Raw genomic sequence first — 18,328 nt, 5'->3', positions numbered from 1 at the left:
GGGCGGTGGCACCGGGGGCGCGCTGCGGTCAGTCCAGGATGCGGCAGTGCGTCGTCAGCTCGCCGATGCCGTCGATGCCGACGGTGACCGTCGAGCGGTCGCGGAGGAAGATCTGCGGGTCGCGGGAGTAGCCGGCACCGCCGGGGCTCCCCGTCGAGATGAGAGTGCCGGGCAGGAGAGTTGCCGACTCCGACAGCTTGTGGATGAGCGTCGCCACCGACCGCACCATCTGGCCCGTGCTGGCATCCTGCACCGTGTGACCGTCGACGACGGTCCAGATGTGCAGATCCTGCGGGTCGGGGATCTCGTCGGCGGTCACGACGAACGGCCCCGTCGGGGTGAAGCCGTCGAACGACTTGCAGCGCGACCACTGCGCCTCGGAGAACTGGATGTTGCGCGCCGTGATGTCATTGACGACGGTGTAGCCCCAGACGTGGTCGAGCGCGTCGGCCTCGGGAACGTCGCGCCCGGGACGCCCGATGATCACGCCCAACTCGGCCTCGTAGTCGACGGCCTCGCTGAGCGCGCGCGGCCACGACGTCGTCGCGCCGTGCGCGGTGAGCGAATTGGGCCAGAGCACGAACACCGTCGGCCCCGCGTCGGTCTTCAGCCCGAGTTCGCCCGAGTGCGCGGCATAGTTCAGGCCCACCGCGAGGATCGTCGGGGGAGCGAGCACCGCCGAGGCGAAGGTCACGCCGGCCAGGGGATGCCGGGGAGCCGAGGCCGCCAAGGTGCGTACGCGCTGCAGAAGGTCGTCGCCACCGGCGATGAGCTGCTCGAGCGTGCGCGGGGCGCCGTCGAACAACTCCTCGACGAACGAGAACTCCTCGTCGTGGACGCTGACGAGACGAGGGGACTCGGCCCCTTCCGGGGAGCGGACGTGGGCGAATCGCATGGCACCACGCTACCGGCCCGCGCCGCGGTCCCGCCGTCGCAAGCCCCGGACCCCATGTCGGAGGCCGCCCCTAGGCTGTGCGCATGAGCTTCCCCTCGCCGCTCGCGCAGCCCGGATCGGCCGCGCCGGCGCCCATCTCGCCGGCCCCGCGAGCGCCCGTCTCCGCCGCGCCGCCGCGTCGCCGCGGCGGAGGTGTCGCCCTGTGGGTCGTGGCCGTGCTGCTGGTGCCGGTGCTGGCCCTGCTCGTGCGCTACTTCACCGGGGCGCTCGGCACGGCCGCGTCGTTCTTCGGGCTCGTGCTGGCCGTCATCCCGTTCGTCATCGTGTGGTTCGCGGTGCGCTACATCGACCGCTGGGAGCCCGAACCGCGGCGCCTGCTCGTGTTCGCGGTGGCGTGGGGCGCGGTGGCGGCGGTCGCGATCGCTCTCGGGGTCGATCTCGTGATCACGCTGCTTGTGGGGCGTCCGCCCGAGGCGTTCAGCGCCGTCGTGCAGGCTCCGATCGTCGAGGAGCTGGCCAAGGGCCTCGGCGTCCTGCTCATCTTCGTCTTCGCCCGCCGAGCGTTCGACGGTCCGGTCGACGGCATCGTCTACGGGGCGCTCATCGGCGCCGGTTTCGCACTGACCGAGAACGTGCAGTATTTCGCCGTCAGCTACCTCGAGGGCGGGCCGCAGCAGGTGGCGACGACGTTCTTCCTGCGCGCGGTGCTGTCGCCCTTCGCGCACGTCATGTTCACCAGCTTGACCGGCTTCGCGTTCGGTCTCGCCGCCCGGCGCGGCCTCGGCGCGGGCGGGGCACTGGCATACGGCATCCCGGGCATCATCGCGGCCATCGTGCTGCACGCCCTGTGGAACGGCTCGGCGACGTTCGCGAACTTCTTCGAGGTATACGCCACACTGCAGGTGCCCCTGTTCCTGGCGTTCATCGCCGGCATCCTGCTGCTGCGGCGCGAGGAATCCCGCCTCACCCGCGCCCGCCTGGGCGAGTACGCCGCCGCCGGGTGGTTCACCCCGCAAGAGGTCGACATGCTGGCCACCGGTCCCGGTCGTCGATCGGCTCTGGCGTGGGCGCGCACGCTCCCCGGCGATCGCACCGCGGTGATGCGCGGGTTCATCGCCGATGCCACGGCGCTCGCCGCCGCACGCCAGCGCTCGCTCTCGGGGCGCGAACCCCAGGCCGCGGCCACCGAGCGCTATCTGCTCGAGCGTACGACGGCCGCGCGTGCGGCTCTGCTCGCGCGGTGAGCCCGCGGCATCCGGGCTCTTGACACCGCCGCGCGGCGGGAGCACCATCGGTGTAGGCCAACTCAGCGCTCGGGAGACACGCAGGCATCGCCGCGGCACCGGGCGCTGAGTCTTTGTCCAGGGGCTGTCCGTCGCGTGCTGACGTGCTTGGATGGACGCATGACTGATCGCACCAAGCCGGAGTTCGACGCTCCCAGCGGCCCCGCCCCCTCCGACCTCGTCATCCGCGACATCATCGTCGGCGACGGCGACGAGGCCAAGCCCGGCGACACCGTCACGGTGCACTACGCCGGTGTCGAGTACGAGTCCGGCGAGGAGTTCGACTCGTCGTGGGGACGCGGCGAGAGCATCCAGTTCCCGCTGCGCGGCCTCATCCAGGGCTGGCAGGACGGCATCCCGGGCATGAAGGTCGGCGGACGCCGCGAGCTCGTGATCCCGCCGCACCTCGCGTACGGCCCCGCCGGCGGCCACTTCCTCGGCGGAAAGACGCTCATCTTCATCATCGACCTGCTCAAGGTCGGCTGAGTACGAAACCCGATGTTCACGAAACCCGAGGGTGCTCCCGCACCCTCGGGTTCGTCGTTTTTCTCGATCGTGGAATACATTCGTATGAATGAGAGTTTTACTCTCGCAGGACGCCGACACGGCTCCCCAGACCTCAAGGAGTGACATGACCGACGCAACGACTCTCGACATCCCCGGTTACAAGGCGGGCACCTGGGTGCTGGACCCCTCGCACAGCGAGGTGACCTTCACCGTCCGCCACATGATGATCTCCAAGGTGCGCGGCACCTTCGGCATGAAGAGCGCCACGCTCGTCGCCCCCGAGAACCCGCTCGAGGCCACCGTCGAGGCCTCCGTCGACGTCACCTCGGTCGACACCAAGGACGAGGGTCGCGACCAGCACCTGCGCTCGGCCGAGTTCTTCGACGTCGAGACCTACCCCACGATGGACTTCCGCTCCACCGGCGTCCGCGTCGAGGACGGCGACTTCCTCGTCGACGGCGAGCTCACCATCCGCGGCGTCAGCAAGCCCGCCACCTTCTCGATCGACTTCGGCGGCTTCGGCACCGACCCGTGGGGCAACTACAAGGCCGGCGCGACCGCCAAGACGGTCATCAACCGCGAGGACTACGGCCTCACCTGGAACGCCGCGCTCGAGACCGGCGGCGTCCTCGTCGGCAAGGACGTCACCATCGAGCTCGACCTGCAGTTCGCGCTCCAGGCGTGACCTCTTCGAAGGCCCGGATGCCAGGCATCCGGGCCTTCGTCGTTCCCGGCTTATTCCGCGAAGGCCCGTGGCGCGGTGCAAACACCGTCCCAGTCCGGTGCAGCCTTCGGATCCAGCCGGGCATAGGCTTCCGCAACGCTTCGTGGTAGTCGCCGGGCGTTTGCCGTGGCGACGGGCGTGATGGTGTCTGCAGATTCATCCGCGACTTGGTACATCACGTAACTCAGGTCGCTATGCGGTTCCGGCAGGTTCCACGCGGTTCGCACTGCTGCGGCCTCACCCGGCTCCAGCCACAGAGCGTCCGAACGCGGGGCGTCTTCTGCCGCGGTTTGCCCGAGTTTTATCCACGACATGTCGAGTTCTGGAAGCCCGGCGACACCGTGCAGGAAGACTCCTTGCGCACTGACCACGAGTGCAGGAAGCCGACCGGTGTTGGAGAGGACCGAGTAGCGTGCGCCGCCGCCGAAGGTCGTTGCCGTCCCATCTCCGTCGTCCTGAATGCCGCCGCTTGCACCGAACAAGCATCCAGAGAAGGACTCGGTAAGCACCTGAGGCTTCACGCTCTCGGCGCTGAGCGCGCGCGATTGCTCAGCAAGAAAGTTTGCTGTATCGGCAGCTTGAAGAGCGGCCATCGATGCCAAAAGGCTCGCTACGCCCAGCCCGACCGATGTGACGTCGCGAAGGACGGTCCATGCGAGGGTACGCGCACGGGGCCGGGCGTCTCGGGTCGGCTGCTGCGCGGCGCTCGTGGCCCTGTGGGCGCTGAGTTTGTGGCGTCGGCTCACGTCTCGGGTTCCCTGCGCGAGTCCGTGCCGGGCTCATGACGATCGTCCCGATGCCCCAGCGACAACGTCCGTTGCTGCATGCGCGCCACCGTAGCTCGAACGATGCCACGTCCCGTTGCGGGCCTCTCCGGCCACCGCAGGTGAGATCTTGCCCGCCCGCTCGTATTCGAACGGCGAGTCGTTTCCTCAGACCCCGGTGCCGCGCCGCAGGCGCAACCGCTGCTGCACGAGCAGGATCCCGAGGAACACCACCGCCGCGCCGACCGGCTCGTTCCACGAGATCCGCTCGCCGAGCACCAGGATGCCGAGGGCCACGCCCACGACCGGCGTGATGTACGTGACGGTCGAGGCTCGGGTCGGGCCCCAGGCCTTCAAGGTGTTCTGGTTCCAGACGTAGGCGATGCCCGTGCCGAGAACGCCGAGCGCCACGATGCTGAGGACGACGGGCGTGCTCAGTCGCATCGGCTCGGCGAGGATCAGCGGCGACAGCAGCACCATGAACGCTGCGGCGGGGGCGATGTAGCCGAACGCGAACGCGATGCCGGACAGCCCGCTGTCGCCGAGGAACCGCCGCATGTAGGCGAGGGTGAACCCGTAGCAGGCGGTCGCGCCGAGCAGGGCGAGCTGGGCGACGGTGCTCTCTCCGATGTCGGACACCGCCCCCGGGGCGATGATGACGACGACGCCGACGATCCCGATCGCGATGCCGACGAGCTGACCGAGGTGCAGCTTCTCGACGCGGAAGACCGCCCACGCCATGACGGCGGTCATGATCGGCGTCGTCGCGTTGAAGATGCTCGCCAGCCCCGACGACACGTGCTGCTCGGCCCACGCGAACAGCAGGAACGGCACCACGCAGAACGTCAGGGAGAGCACGCAGAGGTGGCCCCAGATCCGCCGCCCGCGGGGGAGACGCTCGCGGCGGATGGCCACGATCGCCGCGAGTGCGAGCGCGCCGAAGAGCAGGCGACCGCCGGCGACCTGCGCCGGGGTCATCCCGTCCAGCGCGATCGCGATGAAGAGAAAGCTCGACCCCCACACGATGCCCGTGAGCACGAACTGCACGGCGATGGAGACGGGTGAGGGGGAGGATCCGGATGCCACGTTCCCGACACTACGACCGGGCTCCGATATCCGCCCGATCGGGCCACTGCGATGGCCGGAATCCGCCGAGGACTGACCGTCCCGCCCTTCCGATCCCTCAGCTCGCGGCGGAGGCGAAGCGGGGCGGGTCGTACGCCCGGACCGGCGGAAGCGGACCGTCGTACCGCTCGATCGAGACCCGCACCCGCGCCCCGCTGGAGGCCTGCGTGAGCTGCGACGTGCCGACGTCCTTCGTGAGGACGTTGACGTTGCCGTTCACGCAGTCGGCGATGTGCGGCGCGCTCGGGTCGTACCAGGAGCCGGTGTGCATCTGCGCGACGCCCGGGAGGAGGGCCTCGGTGACGACGACACCGGCCAGGAGGCTGCCCTGCGGACTTCGGACGATCGCGACGTCGCCATCTCTGAGGCCGCGAGCCGCGGCATCCGTGGGGTGCAGGCGGACCGGCTCGCGACCCGCCACCTTCGTGGACCGGCTCGGCGCCGTCATATCCAGCTGGCTGTGCAGCCGGTGCGAGGGCTGGTTGCACAGCAGCTGGACGTCGTAGGGGGAGTCGGCTTCGACCGGCGGCTCGATCCACAGCGCGTGCCCCGCGGTGTCCGACAGCCCGAAGCCGTCCAACGTGGGGGAGAACAGCTCGATCAGGCCGCTCGGCGTGCCAAGGGGGTGCGCCGCGGGGTCGGCGCGGAAGGCGGAGAACGCGCCGTCCCGGTACGGCCGCTGCGGCAGTGGCGTCCCGCCGTCGCGCCAGAAATCCTCGAACGGCGGCGCGTCGACGTTCGTGCGCCGCCACGTCTCGTAGATGCGCTCGAGCCAGCCGCGGGAGTCCAGGCCCTCGGCGTAGTCCGTGCCCAGACGATCCGCGAGGCGGTCGTAGATCCAGAACTCCTCGCGCGCGTCGCCCAGGGGCGGCACGGCGCGGGGCATCGCGCGCAGGCGGGAGTCGCCGGGACCTGCGGCGAGGTCATCGCGCTCGAGGGGCGTGGCAGCGGGCAGGACGATGTCGGCGTGACGGGCGGTAGGCGTCCAGTGGAACTCGTTGACCACGAGGGTGTCGATGCGCGCCAGCCCGCGGCGCAGACGCCGGAGGTCCTGATGGTGATGGAACGGGTTGCCCCCGGCCCAGTAGACGAGGCGGATGTCGGGCAGCCGCAGCGTTGCGCCGTCGTAGGGGAGATCCTCGTCGGGGTGCAGGAGCAGATCGCTGATGCGGGCGCAGGGGATGAAGTCGCTGACGGGATTACGCCCCTGCGGGAACGTCGGCAGCTTGACCTGCTCGACGCCGATCCCGTGGTCGCCCATGGATCCGTACCCGTGGGAGAACCCCCCGCCGGGCAGCCCGATCTGGCCGAGGAAGGCGGCGAACGTCAGGGCGGCGAACACCGCCTGCTCGCCGTGCTCGGCGCGTTGAAGCGAGTACGTCACGTTGACGAGGGTGCGCCCTGCCGCGGCGCTCCGTGCGAGGTCGCGGATGGTCGCCGCGGGCACGCCGGTGCGGTCAGCGGCCCATTCCGCCGTCTTGGCCACGCCGTCGGTGTCGCCGCGCAGGTAGGCGCGTACCCGATCGGCTCCGTGCGTGTGCGAAACGAGGAACGCGTCGTCCGCGAGACCCTCGGCGACGAGCGTGTGCGTGAGGGCGAGCAGGAGGGCGGTGTCGGTACCGGGCGCGATCCCGAGCCACTCGGCATCCAGGTCGGCCCCGATGTCGTCGCGCTGCGCGGAGACCGTCACGATGCGGGTGGTGCGGGCGGCCGCGCGGGAGAGCCCGCCGACGACCTGGCGATCGTGGCCGCCGGGGATCACCGAGGTGTTCGACAGGCGCATCCCCCCGAAGCACAGCAGCAGGTCGGTGTGCGCGGCGATGTGGGGCCAGGACGGCGGGCGCTTGCGCAGCTCCTCCATGCCGTCTGCGCCGATGAGGTGAGGGAGCGAGTACGAGGCTCGCCCCGCGGCTGTAGTCGTTGACCGACGAGGTGTAGCCGCCGATGGCGTTGAGGAACCGGTGCAGCTGCCCCTGCGCGTGGTGCAGGCGCCCGGCACTTCCCCACCCGTACGACCCGCCGAAGATCGCCCGGTTGCCGTGGGTCGAGCGCACCCGGTCCAGCTCGGCGGCGAGCAGGTCGAGGGCCTCGTCCCAGTCGATCTCGACGTACTCGTCGTCGGGGGCGCCCCGGTGATCGTCGGAGCCCGGGCCTCGCTCGAGCCAGCGTCGCCGCACCGCCGGACGCGTGACGCGCAGCGGGTGGTGTTGTCCCTCCGCCACGCCCGCGATGGCCGGGGAGGCGTCGGGATCGTCCGCGTAGGGGCGGGTGCCGACGACGGTGCGGCCGTCGTCGGACACGTCGACCCGGAAGGTGCCCCAGTGGGTGCTGCTCTCCTGCGTCCGCGTCATCCCGTCATGCTCTCGCCGTCGTGGCCGTCGAGGTCGGCGGCACGCAATGGGGCGTCACATTCGTCGTCGTCGGCGGCTGCCGGGGGCCTCGTCAGGGTTGGGGGTCCAGCGCGTCGTAGTGGCGGAAGCGCGGGGAGAGGCGGACCAGCACACCGACGAGCGCGAGGATCAGGATGCCGCCGAACAGGGGCGGCACCCAGAGTGCTGTGAGTGTCGCAAGGGTGCCGGCGTAGAGGGCCCCGATGCGGGGTCCGCCGGCCACCACGACGATGAAGATCCCCTGCAGGCGCCCGCGCATGGCATCCGGAACAGCCGCTTGCATCATCGTCGAGCGGTAGATGGCACTGACGTTGTCGGCGGCGCCGGAGACGGCGAGGACGATCGCGGCCACGACGATCAGCCCGACCGCAGCGTGCTTCTCGTCGACGAGGTCGGGGCGCATCCACCCGAGGGCGGCCGCCAGCAGCACGAGGCCGAACGCGCCGATGGACAGCCCGTAGACCTGGATCGACCGCTCGATACCCAGGCCCTGTCGGCGCACGCGCCCGATCGGGCCCGAGAACAGGCTGGACAGGAACGCTCCCGCGGCGACCGCGGCGGTGAGCACGCCGGTCGTGATGGCCCCGCCACCCAGGAGGACGGCGCCGATCGCGGGGAAGAGGGTGACCGGCTGCCCGAAGGTCATCGCGACGATGTCGAGGATGTACTGCAGGCGGATGTTGGGGGCACGTCGCAGGAACCGTGCGCCGTCGCGCAGCGACTCCAGTCCGGGGCGCACGACCTCGCCCTCGGGGCGGAGCTTCGGCAGAGACCACAGGCCCAGGAACAGGGATGTCATGAGCAGGACGTCGAGCGAGTACGTCCAGGCGTAGCCCGCCACGGCGACGAGCACGCCCGCGAGGGCGGGACCTGCCATCACCATGATGCCGACCGTGACCCCCTGCAGGGCAGCGGCCGCGGGCAGCAGGTCGCGGGGGAGCAGCCGCGGGGTGATCGCCGACTTCGTCGCCATGACGATCGAATTGGCCGCGGAGTTCACCACGCTCAGCACGAACAGCCACCCCACGGTCTCGAGTCCCGTCCAGGCGAGGATCGCGAGCAGCGCGGTCGAGGCGAAGGTGATGAGGGCCGCGAGCAGGGCCACGGTGCGTCGGTCGAAGGCGTCGGCGAGCATGCCGCCATAGAGCCCGGCCAGGATCATGGGCACGAGACCCGCGACCGCGATCATCGACACGGCGAACGTGCTCTGCGTCAGTTCGAACACGTGCAGCATGACCGCGACGACGGTCAGCTGGCCGCCGAGGCCCGCGAGCGTGGACCCGATCCACAGGCGCGCGAACGCGGGGGAGGTGGTGAAGGGGCGCAGGTCGATGAACGCGCTGCGGCGCACCTTCACGCGTCGACCTCGACGCGCTTGATGCGGGCGGTGTGGCCCCGAAGGATCTCGACGTCGCGCGGGGCGACCCCGAAGTGGGCGGCGAGGGCCTTCACGACGCCGTCGTTGGCCGCGCCCTCGACGGCGCGTTCGCGCACGTGTACGACGAGACCGTCGGCGGTCTCCTCGACGAGGGGACCGCGCCGACTCCCGGGTTTGACGCGGACGGTGAGCTGCACGGATCGAGGCTACGTCAGACCTCCGACATCGGGTGGTCGGCGTCGGGTGGTCGGTGTCGGGTCGCCGGCGTCGGGGCGGTGAGCGCCCCTGGCGCTGGACGGCGAGAGGGAGCCGGGCGCCGCCCGCCGTCGCGGCGCCGGCGTGGCGGAACAGTGCGGTGGTGGCATCCGGATGCTGGTAGACTCATGCGGTTGCCGTTCGATCGGCCGCGGATAAAGAGAGCTCGCACATCGGGTGACGGGCGCCGCGCAATGAGAAGGAAGGGGATCCCATCTATGGCACTCGAAGCAGACGTCAAGAAGGCGATCATCGAAGAGTACGCGACGCACCCCGGTGACACCGGATCCCCCGAGGTGCAGGTCGCGATGCTGACGCAGCGCATCAAGGACCTCACCGAGCACCTCAAGGCACACAAGCACGACCACCACTCGCGCCGTGGCCTGTTCCTGCTCGTCGGTCAGCGCCGTCGCCTGCTGGGTTACCTGCAGGAGGTCGACATCAACCGTTACCGCTCGCTCATCGAGCGTCTCGGTCTGCGTCGCTGAGCGCACCAGCGTTCTATCGCGCAAAACATTCTTGGAAGGCCGCCCCACGGTGTGGGGCGGCCTTCGGCGTTCCCGGCCGTGAGCCCGGGCTGGTTCATCAGTCGGGGGCGGAGCGTCGCCGGCCCGCAGCGCGGCGCCGAGAACAGGGCATCGTTCGAGAACAGGGCGTCAGCCCGGGAGAGTCACCTGTTCTCGAACGATCCCCTGTCGCGGGGCGGTGCCGCCCCCGGGCCGCCGCCCATGTGACGCCGCCGCCCACGCGATGCCGCCGCGCGACCCGCGCCGGCGTCAGGAAGCGGTGCGCGCCGCCAGCAGGTCGGCGTGCCAGCGCTCGGCGACGTCGGGGTGGGCGCGCAGACGGGACTTGAGCGCGTTCTCGCCGTAGGTCGCGTGGATCGGGTTGGTCGGGTCGTCGGTGACGCCGCGGACCTCGGATGCCAACTCCGCGGGCAGCTCGATGATCGGCAGCCGCGCATCGAGGGCGGGGTTGAAGAAGAACGGCACCGAGATGCGCTCGTCGGGATACTTCGGCGAGATGACGCGGTGGTTCGTGGCCGTGAGGTATCCCTGCGTGGCGTACTCGAGCAGTTCGCCGATGTTGACGACGAAGGCGCCGGGAACCGGGGGAGCGTCGACCCACTCGCCGTCGCGTTCGACCTGCAGACCGCCCTTGCCGGGCTCGACCCACAGCAGGGTGAGAACGCCCGAGTCCTTGTGCGCGCCGACGCCCTGCTGGGGAGTCGGGTCGTCTTTGCCGGGGTAGCGCACGATCTTGATGAGGGTCTGCGGGTCGCCGAAGTGACGGTCGAAGTACTGCTCCTCGGCGCCGAGGGCGAGCGCCCACGCACGCAGCAGCTTGCGGGCCACGCCGGTGAGGTGGTCGTGCCACTCGGTGACGACCTCCTTGAGCTCGGGCTGTGCGGCCGGCCACAGGTTCGGGCCGATCAGGCGGTTGTAACCGGGCCCGTCGGGGTCGTCGATCGCATCGCGCTCGGGGCCGATGTCGATCTGCTCGCGCCAGTCGACCCGGCCCTGAGTGCGCTCGCCGCCGACGCGTGTGTAGCCCCGGAAATGCGGGCTGGTGACGTTCTCGATCGCGAGCTTGTCGGCCTCCGGCAGGGCGAAGAAGTCCTTCGCCGCCTTCAACAGGCTCGCCTCGAGCTCGGGGCTCACCCCGGTACCGGTGAGGTAGAAGAATCCGACGTCGTGGGTCGCGGCGCGCAGCTCGTCGCGGAAGCGGGCAGCGGCATCCGGGCCCTGGTCGAGGAGCGAGAGGTCGAGCACGGGGAGATTGAGGTCGGACATGCCACGAGGCTAAATCGTGCGGCGCGGCCGCGGGCGAATGTTGCCGACCGTTACCGACTCGCCCCCGGAGGCCTCGCACGGCCGCCAGGGCAACGACCTCCGGGGCGTTCGCCGCCGGAGGTCGTGCCGCTGCTCATGGCGCCGCTTAGTGCGCCGCTCAGGCGAAGAGGCCCGCCGCGATGTACGAGCCTTCGCGCGGCGCGGGGGGCACGAAGAAGATGCCCGAGCCGATGTGCGTGATGTACTCGTTGAGGGCGTCCGAACGGCTCAGCCGGGACTGCAACTGCTCGAAGTGCGCAGGGTCGTTCTGGTAGCTGAGGAAGAGCAGGCCGCCGTCGAGGAACCCGAACTGATTGATGCCGTCGGTGTAGTTGAACCCGCGGCGGAGGATCTTCACCCCTCCGTTGGTCTCGTGCGCGGCGAGCCGGATGTGCGCCGTGGCCGGGATGACGGGGGAGCCCGAGGCATCCTGTTGGGCGAAGTCGGGCTCGTCGAACTCCTGGGTGCCGGTGAGCGGGGCGCCGGTCACCTTGTGGCGGCCGAACACGTTGTTCTGGTCGCTGACGCGGTCGGTGTCCCAGTTCTCGATGTGCATCTGGATCTTGCGGACGACCTGATAGGTGCCGCCGCGCGTCCATTCGGGGCCGTCCGAGGTCCAGACGAACGCGTCGAGGTCGTCTGCCTCGAAGATGTTGCGGGTGCCGTCCTTGTACCCCATGAGGTTGCGCGGTGTGGATTGGCCCTTGCCCGCCGCCGCGCGGCCGAAGCCCATCACCGTCCATCGGGTCGCCGCCGAGCCCGAGTCCTTGCCCATCCGCGCGAGGGCACGGACCGCGTGGTAGGCGACCTGCGGGTCGTCGGCGCAGGCCTGCACCGAGAGATCGCCGCCGTTCAGCTCGGGCTTGATCGTGGTGTCGCCGAGCTGCAAGTCGCGCAGCAGCGGCGGCTTGCGGTCGGCGAGCCCCGTCCTGTCGGTGAACAGTCCGGGCCCGAGACCGACGGTCACGGTGAGGGCGGCCGGTTCGAGATCGAGAGCCTCGCCGGTGTCTTTGCCGATGGCATCCACGCGCTCGGGTTCGACCTCGCCGACGGTCTTGCCCTGCATCAGCTGGGCGATGGCCGCCGACCACCGGGCCAGAAGCACCTGCAGGTCTGCTGCTCCGACGCCGGTGTAGTCGAACGTCATGAAGACGGAGTACCGCTGCACGGGCGTCGTGATGCCCGCCTGTGCGCCGGTGCCGTAGAACGGGTGAGCCGTGCTGAGGTCGACCACGTCGCCCGTGGCGCCGTCGGCATGACCGGCCGCCGCGGCGGATGCGGCGATCCCGCCGCCGGCGAGACCGCCGACGGCGAAGCCCCCCGCCGCGGCCGTCAGCAACAGCGCGCGGCGGGACAGGCCCTTCGCCGACGGCGTCTCGTCGGGCTGCTCGCTCACGAGGCGGTCGCGACCTTCTCGGCGATGCGCGAGAGGGGCTCCTGCAGCGCCTGGACGGCCTTGCCGAGCGTCACCGCGTCGCTCGCGCGCAGGGCGTCATCCCATCGCTTGTAGCCGCCGAGTCCGTTCGGGTCACGGTAGCCGTCGAGGAGCTTCGTCACCGTGTCGAACTGCCCGGCGATCTGCGTCGAGAGGCCGCTGTCGATCTGGTCGAGGCCCGGGCGCAGGAAGGCGAAGGCCTGCTGCGCGCCCTCGACGTTGGCGGCGAAGTCGACCAGGTCGATGTGGCTGTAGGCCTCTTCTTCGCCGGTGATCTTCGCCGACTGCACCTCTTCGAGAAGCGCGGCGGCACCATTGGCGAGGTCTTCGGGCTTGTACGTCAGCGTGCCCATGACCGTCTGCAGCTTCTGGGTGTTCTCCACCAGTCCCGCGGCGAGGGTCTTGGTGGAGTCGGTGATCGTGCCGTCCTGGAACAGGTCGCGCTCGATCGCGTGGAAGCCCGACCACCCGACGGCCGGGTCCGGCGGGGTGGCCTCTCGCATGTCGATGAGGTAGTCGAGGTTGCCCGCGTTGTCGGTCGGGTCGAAGCCGTCGAGCACGAACCCCTCGACGTCGGACTCGATCTTCTCGTAGAAGGGACGGGCCAGCGCGTACTGCTTCTGCGCCGCCTGGACGTCACCGCTGTCCACGGCGCTCTGCAGGTTCGTCACGGCGGTGACCATGTCGGCCACGACGCCCTTGGTGTAGTCGGCGTACCCCTGGGTGCCCTGCTCGAGCAGGGCCGACACCGATCCGCCGGTCGCCGTCGCGCTCTCGCCGGTGACGGTGAAGTCGGTGGTCTCGTTCGTCGCCCCGGGGCAGTACACCTGGTAGGTGCCGCCGTCCAGGCGCGTCGTGAACGACACCGGCGGCAGGCCGGGCGCGAGGTTCTCTTTCTCGCCGAGGATGCGGCTCTTGCTCTGCAGCTCGACCTCGGTGATCGCGGTCGAGCTCTTGTTCACCACCGTGAAGGTGATGGGACCGGCGGGGGCGGTGTCGAAGTCGAGCGCGCAGGCGTCGCCGTCGTCTCCCGTGAGGGTGATGGTGACCTGGGTGGCACCGCTGGAGTTCGTGGGAGCGGCTGCCGGTGCGCTGTTGTCGGTGCCGCTGCAGCCGGCGAGGGCGAGGCCGCCGACGGCGAGGAGAGCGATCGCGCTGCTGCGCGCCGCGATTCGGGTACGAGAAGACATGGTTCTCCTAGGGAAAGGGATGGGTGAATCGAGGAGCGGCGCCGGCGTCACGGGGCGGCGGCGTGGGCGGGGTGCGTGAAAGGCGCGGGGGATGCCTCGACTGCCTCGTGTGCGCGCGTGCGGCGGCGTCCGCGCCACGCTGCGAGCAGCAGCGCGATGGCGGCGACGGCGAGCACGGCGGGAACCTGCACGCCCCAGAGCAGTCGCTCGTTGTCGGTCTCGATCCGGGCCTCGGCCAGGGCGGCGCGGGCCGAGACCTCGGCCGTGGCTCCGTGCCAGCCGGCGTCGGGGTGGGCGAGGTCGGCGCCCGTGACGGTCACCGATCGCTCGGTCGTGAGTCCGCCGCCGCTGAGCGTCACGATCGCGTCGCGCGTCGAGGAGGCATCGAGCAGGACGCCCTCGGCGGTCCATACCGACACCTCGTCGCTGATCTGCCAGTGCGCGGCGAACGGTCCGGGCTGCTGGGCGCGGTTGATCCCGATCGGGAGCCGGCCGCCCGACAGAGTGGCGAGGTCTTCGAGGCTGAGCGTGGCGGGTCCGGAGCCGGAGTCATCGTCCGTCCATGTCCACTGCGAGGCGTTGACCCCCTCGTGCTCGACGGAGGTCGAGGGCCCGTCGAGGGTCACCGTACGCGCGTCGGATCCGTCGAGGGCGATCGTCAGGCGGGTTCCCGCCAGGCTCGCGGTGCCCGTCGTCGCGCCATCGGTGCCCGACGCGCCGGCGGCGAGCGTCAGGGGGCCGGGCGCGGTCGTCGTCGGAAGCGCCCAGCTCACGGCCAGCGCGATGGCGACGACCGCCGCCGCGGCACCGAGGGCGGCCTGCAGGCGCGGCACGCGGTCGGCGCGCGGACGCGCGGCACGCGGCCAGAAGACGAACAGCGCGACGGGGATCAGATAGGCGAACCATCCGACGACCTCGATCAGGCGGGGATCGGCCGGGATGCCGAGGACGCCGGTGATGAGCGCGGACGGGATGCTGCCGGGTGTCACGATCGCTGAGAGGTCGACGGTGCGCTGCTGCCCGCCCGTGAGCCAGCCCGCCTCATGGGCCGTACGGAGGGTGGAGACGACCAGTCCCGCGGCCACGAGGATCAAGAATCCGCCCGTCACGCGGAAGAACCGGCTGAGGTTGATGCGGACGCCGCCCAGGTAGATCCCGATTCCGACGGCGATGGCGGTCAGGACGCCGAGGCTGGCGCCAAGAGCGGCGAGCGCGGCATCCGTCGAAGCCGAGAACGTCGCGAGCAGGAACACGCTCGTCTCGAAGCCCTCTTTCAACACGGCGAGGAACGCCATCAGCGCGAGCGCCCACGCGTGCCCGTCTTTGAGAGCGGCTCCCGCGTGCTCCTCCAGCTCGGACCGCATGCTCCGCGCGTGACGGTTCATCCACACGAGCATGCCGGTGACGAAGAAGATCGCGACCGCTCCGATGACGGTCTCCATCGCCTCTTGAGCGGCCTGGGGGAGTGACTGCTCCACGAGCGAGAGGACGACGCCGACCCCGATCGACAGAGCCACCGCGAGCACGACGCCGATCCACATGCCGGTCAGTCGTCGGCCGTTGTTCTTGAGGAATGCGGCGATGATGCCGACGATCAGGGCCGCTTCGAGCCCTTCTCGCAGCCCGATGACATAGGTGGCGAGCACCGGCGACCTCTGAGGGTGAGAGCGATGAGACGAGCTAAGGGTAGCCTATCTTTCCTTCGGTCCCAAACTTCGGGTACTTCGGCCCCGGGTCCGGGATGCGTCGGTCCCGAACCTGCGGCACGAGTGCGGGAATACTCCTGGGCCTCCAGCGTTTCATGAGATACATTCATTTGCATGGATCGGATGCGTGGCATCCGGAAAGCGAGAAGAAGCCGTGAGCGAGACGAACACCTGGCCCGGGATGCAGTTCGGTGTCATGACGGTGAGCGACATCACCCAGGACCCGACAACCGGAAAGACCCCGAGCGAAGCCCAGCGCATCAAGGACACGCTCACGATCGCCAAGCACACCGAAGAGGTCGGCCTCGACGTCTTCGCCCTCGGCGAGCACCACAACCCGCCGTTCTGGTCGTCGTCGCCCACCACGACGCTGGCGTACATCGCCGCGCAGACCGAGCGCCTCATCCTCACCACCTCGACGACGCTCATCACCACGAACGACCCGGTGAAGATCGCCGAAGACTTCGCCATGCTGCAGCACGTGTCGGGCGGTCGCGCCGACCTCATGCTCGGTCGCGGCAACACCGGCCCCGTGTACCCCTGGTTCGGCAAGGACATCCGTCAGGGCCTGCCGCTCACCATCGAGAACTACGACCTGCTGCACAAGCTGTGGCGCGAGGACGTCGTCGACTGGGAGGGCAAGTTCCGCAGCTCGCTGCAGGGCTTCACCTCGACCCCGCGTCCGCTCGACGGCGTGCCCCCGTTCGTGTGGCACGGCTCGATCCGCACACCCGAGATCGCCGAGCAGGCCGCGTACTACGGCAACGGCTTCTTCGCGAACAACATCTTCTGGCCCAAGGAGCACTACCAGCGCCTCATCACGCTGTACCGCGAGCGCTTCGCCCACTACGGCCACGGCACGCCCCAGCAGGCGATCGTCGGCCTCGGCGGCCAGGTGTTCATGCGCGCGAACTCGCAGGACGCGGTGCGGGAGTTCCGCCCCTACTTCGACAACGCGCCGGTGTACGGCCACGGCCCGAGCCTCGAGGACTTCAGCCAGATGACCCCGCTGACCGTCGGCTCGCCGCAGCAGGTCATCGACCGCTACGCCGCGATGCGCGAGACGTTCGGCGACTACCAGCGCCAGCTCTTCCTCATCGACCACGCGGGCCTGCCCACCAAGACCGTGCTCGAGCAGCTCGACATCCTCGGCTCCGAGGTCGTGCCGGTGCTGCGCAAGGAGCTGCAGAAGGACCGTCCGGCCGAGGTGCCCGACGCGCCCACGCACGCGAACCTCGTCGAGAAGATCTACGCCGGTGCGGCTCCGCGTCAGGCGATTCCTGGTGCGAACCGCGGCGACAACCTCACCGCGGGCAGCCCCTACCAGGATGCCGCTCCGCGCCGGGGCAGCGCGTTCGGTGCGGCTGCGACGAAGGTCGGTGCCTGACATGGCCGCCCGTCGCATCGCGGTCGTGACCGCGGGGCTGTCGACCCCGTCGTCGACGCGCATGCTCGGCGACCGGCTCGCCCACGCCGCGCTCGCGAAGCTGCGTGAGCGGGGGATCGAGGCCACGAGCGACGTCTTCGAGCTGCGCGACTACGCGCACGACCTCACCGACAACCTGCTCACCGGCTTCGCTCCGGCGCCGCTGGAGCAGATGATCAACACGGTCGTCTCGGCCGACGGCATCATCGCGGTCACCCCGATCTTCTCCACGAGCTACTCGGGCCTGTTCAAGTCGTTCATCGACGTGCTCGACCCGCAGGCGCTGAACGGAACGCCGGTGCTGATCGGTGCGAACGCCGGCACCGCGCGGCACTCGCTCGCGATCGACTACGCGATCCGTCCGCTCTTCACCTACCTGCACGCCAACCCCGTGCCGACGGGTGTGTTCGCGGCATCCAGCGACTGGGGCGCGAACGCCGATGAGGTCGCCCCGCTCGGCTCGCGCGTCGAGCGCGGTGCCCGGGAGTTCGCGGATGCCATCGCCGCCCGCGAGCCCGTCCGCGACGCCGACCCGTTCGACCCGTCGTCGTACCTCGGCGAGGGCCGGTCGTTCGGCCACCTGCTGGGCGGTCTGTCGGGGGAGTGACCTCGGCGTCGGACCCCCGTCGCCCGTGTCGGCGGGCTCTGGCGTGCGCGGGCACAGGGTCAGTGATGTGCGTAATCTCCGTCGGGGCTGCGGCGTCGGGGCTGAGGTTGTGCGGGTTGCTGAGGGTGTGACCGGGCGCTCGGGCGGGTGCGGACCCGCGCCTAGGGTGAGACGAGGAGAAGGAGCCGCGATGGATGCCACGCAGTGGGACGAGCGATACCGAGCCTCGGCCGGGGGTGTGTGGGCCGCCGAGCCTCCCGCGGTCGTCCGAGAGATCGTGTCCGCGTGTCGGCCGGGAACGGCCATCGACGTCGCGACCGGCGACGGACGTACCGCCGTCTGGCTCGCTGCCCGCGGCTGGAGCTGCACCGGCATCGACTTCTCGGCGGCGGGGCTCGCGCTCGCCGCCGCGCGACCCGGCGGCGACGCCGTGACCTGGATCCACGCCGATGTGCACGAGTGGGAGCCGTCGGCATCCGTCGACCTCGTGGTCTCGTGCTACCTGCACCTGCCCGACAGTGCGGCGGCGGTCGCGCGGATCGGGGAGTGGGTCGCGCCCGGGGGAACGCTCGTCGTGATCGGCCACGACATCGAGAACATCGCGGCGGGTGGACACGGGCCGTCGGATCCCGCGATCCTGTACACCCCAGACCTGCTTCACGGCGCTCTCGACGACCGGTTCCGTATCGAGCGCTGCGGGCGGATCACTCGCACGGCCGCGGATGCCGAACTGCGCGGCGGCCATGGCTCCGCGGCGATCGACACGCTGCTGCACGCGGTGCGGGTGAGGTGATCACGACGCGGACTGCGG

The 18,328-nt window shown here is 70.3% G+C and carries 17 protein-coding genes and 1 pseudogene; 7 read left to right on the top strand and 11 right to left on the bottom strand.

Translation table 11 applies throughout. From position 1 onward, the window contains the following. Positions 1-28: 28 nt before the first annotated feature. A complete protein-coding gene (locus tag QE412_RS06610) occupies positions 29-895 on the bottom strand; it encodes a fumarylacetoacetate hydrolase family protein (RefSeq protein WP_307481417.1) in 867 nt (288 codons plus the stop codon). A gap of 83 nt (positions 896-978) precedes the next feature. Here QE412_RS06610 and QE412_RS06605 point away from each other — a divergent pair, with 83 nt between their 5' ends. The 3 genes from QE412_RS06605 to QE412_RS06595 all read left to right on the top strand — a co-directional run bounded on the left by QE412_RS06605 (position 979) and on the right by QE412_RS06595 (position 3,370). Beyond that, positions 979-2,139 carry a PrsW family intramembrane metalloprotease gene (locus QE412_RS06605; protein ID WP_307481415.1) on the top strand — a complete coding sequence of 387 codons (1,161 nt, stop codon included), beginning with the start codon at positions 979-981 and terminating at the stop codon, positions 2,137-2,139. Between the two features lie 159 nt (positions 2,140-2,298). Continuing rightward, positions 2,299-2,664, top strand: a complete 366-nt coding sequence (locus QE412_RS06600; RefSeq protein ID WP_013583439.1) for an FKBP-type peptidyl-prolyl cis-trans isomerase — start codon at positions 2,299-2,301, stop codon at positions 2,662-2,664. Positions 2,665-2,809: 145 nt separating this feature from the next. Further along, positions 2,810-3,370 carry a YceI family protein gene (locus QE412_RS06595; RefSeq protein WP_307481413.1) on the top strand — a complete coding sequence of 187 codons (561 nt, stop codon included), beginning with the start codon at positions 2,810-2,812 and terminating at the stop codon, positions 3,368-3,370. A gap of 50 nt (positions 3,371-3,420) precedes the next feature. Here the strand turns inward: QE412_RS06595 and QE412_RS06590 are convergent, their stop codons facing one another. The 6 genes and pseudogenes from QE412_RS06590 to QE412_RS06565 all read right to left on the bottom strand — a co-directional run bounded on the left by QE412_RS06590 (position 3,421) and on the right by QE412_RS06565 (position 9,263). Then, on the bottom strand, positions 3,421-4,002 hold the full coding sequence (locus tag QE412_RS06590) for a hypothetical protein (protein ID WP_307481412.1): 582 nt from the start codon (positions 4,000-4,002) through the stop codon (positions 3,421-3,423). 339 nt (positions 4,003-4,341) lie between these two features. After that, entirely contained in the window at positions 4,342-5,259 is a 918-nt protein-coding gene (locus tag QE412_RS06585) for a DMT family transporter (protein ID WP_307481410.1), read from the bottom strand. Positions 5,260-5,356: 97 nt separating this feature from the next. After that, positions 5,357-7,159 carry a molybdopterin-dependent oxidoreductase gene (locus tag QE412_RS06580; protein WP_307481409.1) on the bottom strand — a complete coding sequence of 601 codons (1,803 nt, stop codon included), beginning with the start codon at positions 7,157-7,159 and terminating at the stop codon, positions 5,357-5,359. Positions 7,160-7,256: 97 nt separating this feature from the next. After that, a pseudogene (locus QE412_RS06575) lies at positions 7,257-7,649 on the bottom strand (molybdopterin-dependent oxidoreductase); the annotation flags it as partial. A 91-nt stretch (positions 7,650-7,740) separates the two neighbouring features. Further along, positions 7,741-9,045 (bottom strand): MFS transporter, encoded by a 1,305-nt coding sequence (locus QE412_RS06570; protein ID WP_307481407.1) that lies wholly within the window; start codon positions 9,043-9,045, stop codon positions 7,741-7,743. Then, complete coding sequence (locus tag QE412_RS06565; protein WP_307481405.1) at positions 9,042-9,263, bottom strand: DUF167 domain-containing protein; 222 nt, start codon at positions 9,261-9,263, stop codon at positions 9,042-9,044. The genes QE412_RS06570 and QE412_RS06565 overlap by 4 nt, the downstream gene beginning before the upstream one ends. A gap of 276 nt (positions 9,264-9,539) precedes the next feature. Here QE412_RS06565 and rpsO point away from each other — a divergent pair, with 276 nt between their 5' ends. Further along, positions 9,540-9,809, top strand: a complete 270-nt coding sequence (gene rpsO, locus QE412_RS06560) for a 30S ribosomal protein S15 (protein ID WP_058598104.1) — start codon at positions 9,540-9,542, stop codon at positions 9,807-9,809. A gap of 288 nt (positions 9,810-10,097) precedes the next feature. Here the strand turns inward: rpsO and QE412_RS06555 are convergent, their stop codons facing one another. The 4 genes from QE412_RS06555 to efeU all read right to left on the bottom strand — a co-directional run bounded on the left by QE412_RS06555 (position 10,098) and on the right by efeU (position 15,424). Further along, entirely contained in the window at positions 10,098-11,114 is a 1,017-nt protein-coding gene (locus tag QE412_RS06555; protein ID WP_307481403.1) for an isopenicillin N synthase family dioxygenase, read from the bottom strand. 157 nt (positions 11,115-11,271) lie between these two features. Next, entirely contained in the window at positions 11,272-12,549 is a 1,278-nt protein-coding gene (locus QE412_RS06550) for a Dyp-type peroxidase (RefSeq protein WP_307481401.1), read from the bottom strand. After that, the gene (gene efeO, locus QE412_RS06545; protein WP_307481400.1) at positions 12,546-13,778 is read right to left on the bottom strand and encodes an iron uptake system protein EfeO; all 1,233 of its coding nucleotides are present in this window, start codon (positions 13,776-13,778) and stop codon (positions 12,546-12,548) included. The genes QE412_RS06550 and efeO overlap by 4 nt, the downstream gene beginning before the upstream one ends. 47 nt (positions 13,779-13,825) lie before the next feature. Beyond that, on the bottom strand, positions 13,826-15,424 hold the full coding sequence (gene efeU, locus QE412_RS06540) for an iron uptake transporter permease EfeU (protein WP_307481399.1): 1,599 nt from the start codon (positions 15,422-15,424) through the stop codon (positions 13,826-13,828). A 241-nt stretch (positions 15,425-15,665) separates the two neighbouring features. On the opposite strand from efeU, the gene QE412_RS06535 reads away from it, so the two are divergent. From QE412_RS06535 to QE412_RS06525, 3 genes are all read left to right on the top strand, one after another. After that, positions 15,666-16,871 carry an LLM class flavin-dependent oxidoreductase gene (locus tag QE412_RS06535; protein WP_307487053.1) on the top strand — a complete coding sequence of 402 codons (1,206 nt, stop codon included), beginning with the start codon at positions 15,666-15,668 and terminating at the stop codon, positions 16,869-16,871. A gap of 1 nt (position 16,872) precedes the next feature. Further along, positions 16,873-17,517 (top strand): CE1759 family FMN reductase, encoded by a 645-nt coding sequence (locus QE412_RS06530; RefSeq protein WP_307481398.1) that lies wholly within the window; start codon positions 16,873-16,875, stop codon positions 17,515-17,517. Positions 17,518-17,707: 190 nt separating this feature from the next. Continuing rightward, positions 17,708-18,310, top strand: coding sequence for a class I SAM-dependent methyltransferase (locus tag QE412_RS06525; protein WP_307481397.1), 603 nt, complete (start codon positions 17,708-17,710; stop codon positions 18,308-18,310). Positions 18,311-18,328: the final 18 nt, after the last annotated feature.

Origin of the sequence: Microbacterium trichothecenolyticum, from assembly GCF_030818955.1 — a bacterium.
GTDB classification, from domain to species: Bacteria; Actinomycetota; Actinomycetes; order Actinomycetales; family Microbacteriaceae; genus Microbacterium; species Microbacterium trichothecenolyticum_B.
The sequence above is the reverse complement of the archived record's forward strand: the minus strand, read 5'-3'. Positions and strand labels throughout refer to the sequence as shown.

Excerpts from the sequence above, each read along its gene's own strand:
- QE412_RS06580 (WP_307481409.1), bottom strand. The coding sequence starts at position 7,159 with ATGGAGGAGCTGCGCAAGCGCCCGCCGTCCTGGCCCCACATCGCCGCG.
- QE412_RS06525 (WP_307481397.1), top strand. The coding sequence starts at position 17,708 with ATGGATGCCACGCAGTGGGACGAGCGATACCGAGCCTCGGCCGGGGGT.
- QE412_RS06600 (WP_013583439.1), top strand. The coding sequence starts at position 2,299 with ATGACTGATCGCACCAAGCCGGAGTTCGACGCTCCCAGCGGCCCCGCC.
- QE412_RS06530 (WP_307481398.1), top strand. The coding sequence starts at position 16,873 with ATGGCCGCCCGTCGCATCGCGGTCGTGACCGCGGGGCTGTCGACCCCG.
- efeO (WP_307481400.1), bottom strand. The coding sequence starts at position 13,778 with ATGTCTTCTCGTACCCGAATCGCGGCGCGCAGCAGCGCGATCGCTCTC.
- QE412_RS06605 (WP_307481415.1), top strand. The coding sequence starts at position 979 with ATGAGCTTCCCCTCGCCGCTCGCGCAGCCCGGATCGGCCGCGCCGGCG.
- QE412_RS06555 (WP_307481403.1), bottom strand. The coding sequence starts at position 11,114 with ATGTCCGACCTCAATCTCCCCGTGCTCGACCTCTCGCTCCTCGACCAG.
- QE412_RS06590 (WP_307481412.1), bottom strand. The coding sequence starts at position 4,002 with ATGGCCGCTCTTCAAGCTGCCGATACAGCAAACTTTCTTGCTGAGCAA.
- rpsO (WP_058598104.1), top strand. The coding sequence starts at position 9,540 with ATGGCACTCGAAGCAGACGTCAAGAAGGCGATCATCGAAGAGTACGCG.
- QE412_RS06535 (WP_307487053.1), top strand. The coding sequence starts at position 15,666 with ATGCAGTTCGGTGTCATGACGGTGAGCGACATCACCCAGGACCCGACA.
- QE412_RS06595 (WP_307481413.1), top strand. The coding sequence starts at position 2,810 with ATGACCGACGCAACGACTCTCGACATCCCCGGTTACAAGGCGGGCACC.
- QE412_RS06610 (WP_307481417.1), bottom strand. The coding sequence starts at position 895 with ATGCGATTCGCCCACGTCCGCTCCCCGGAAGGGGCCGAGTCCCCTCGT.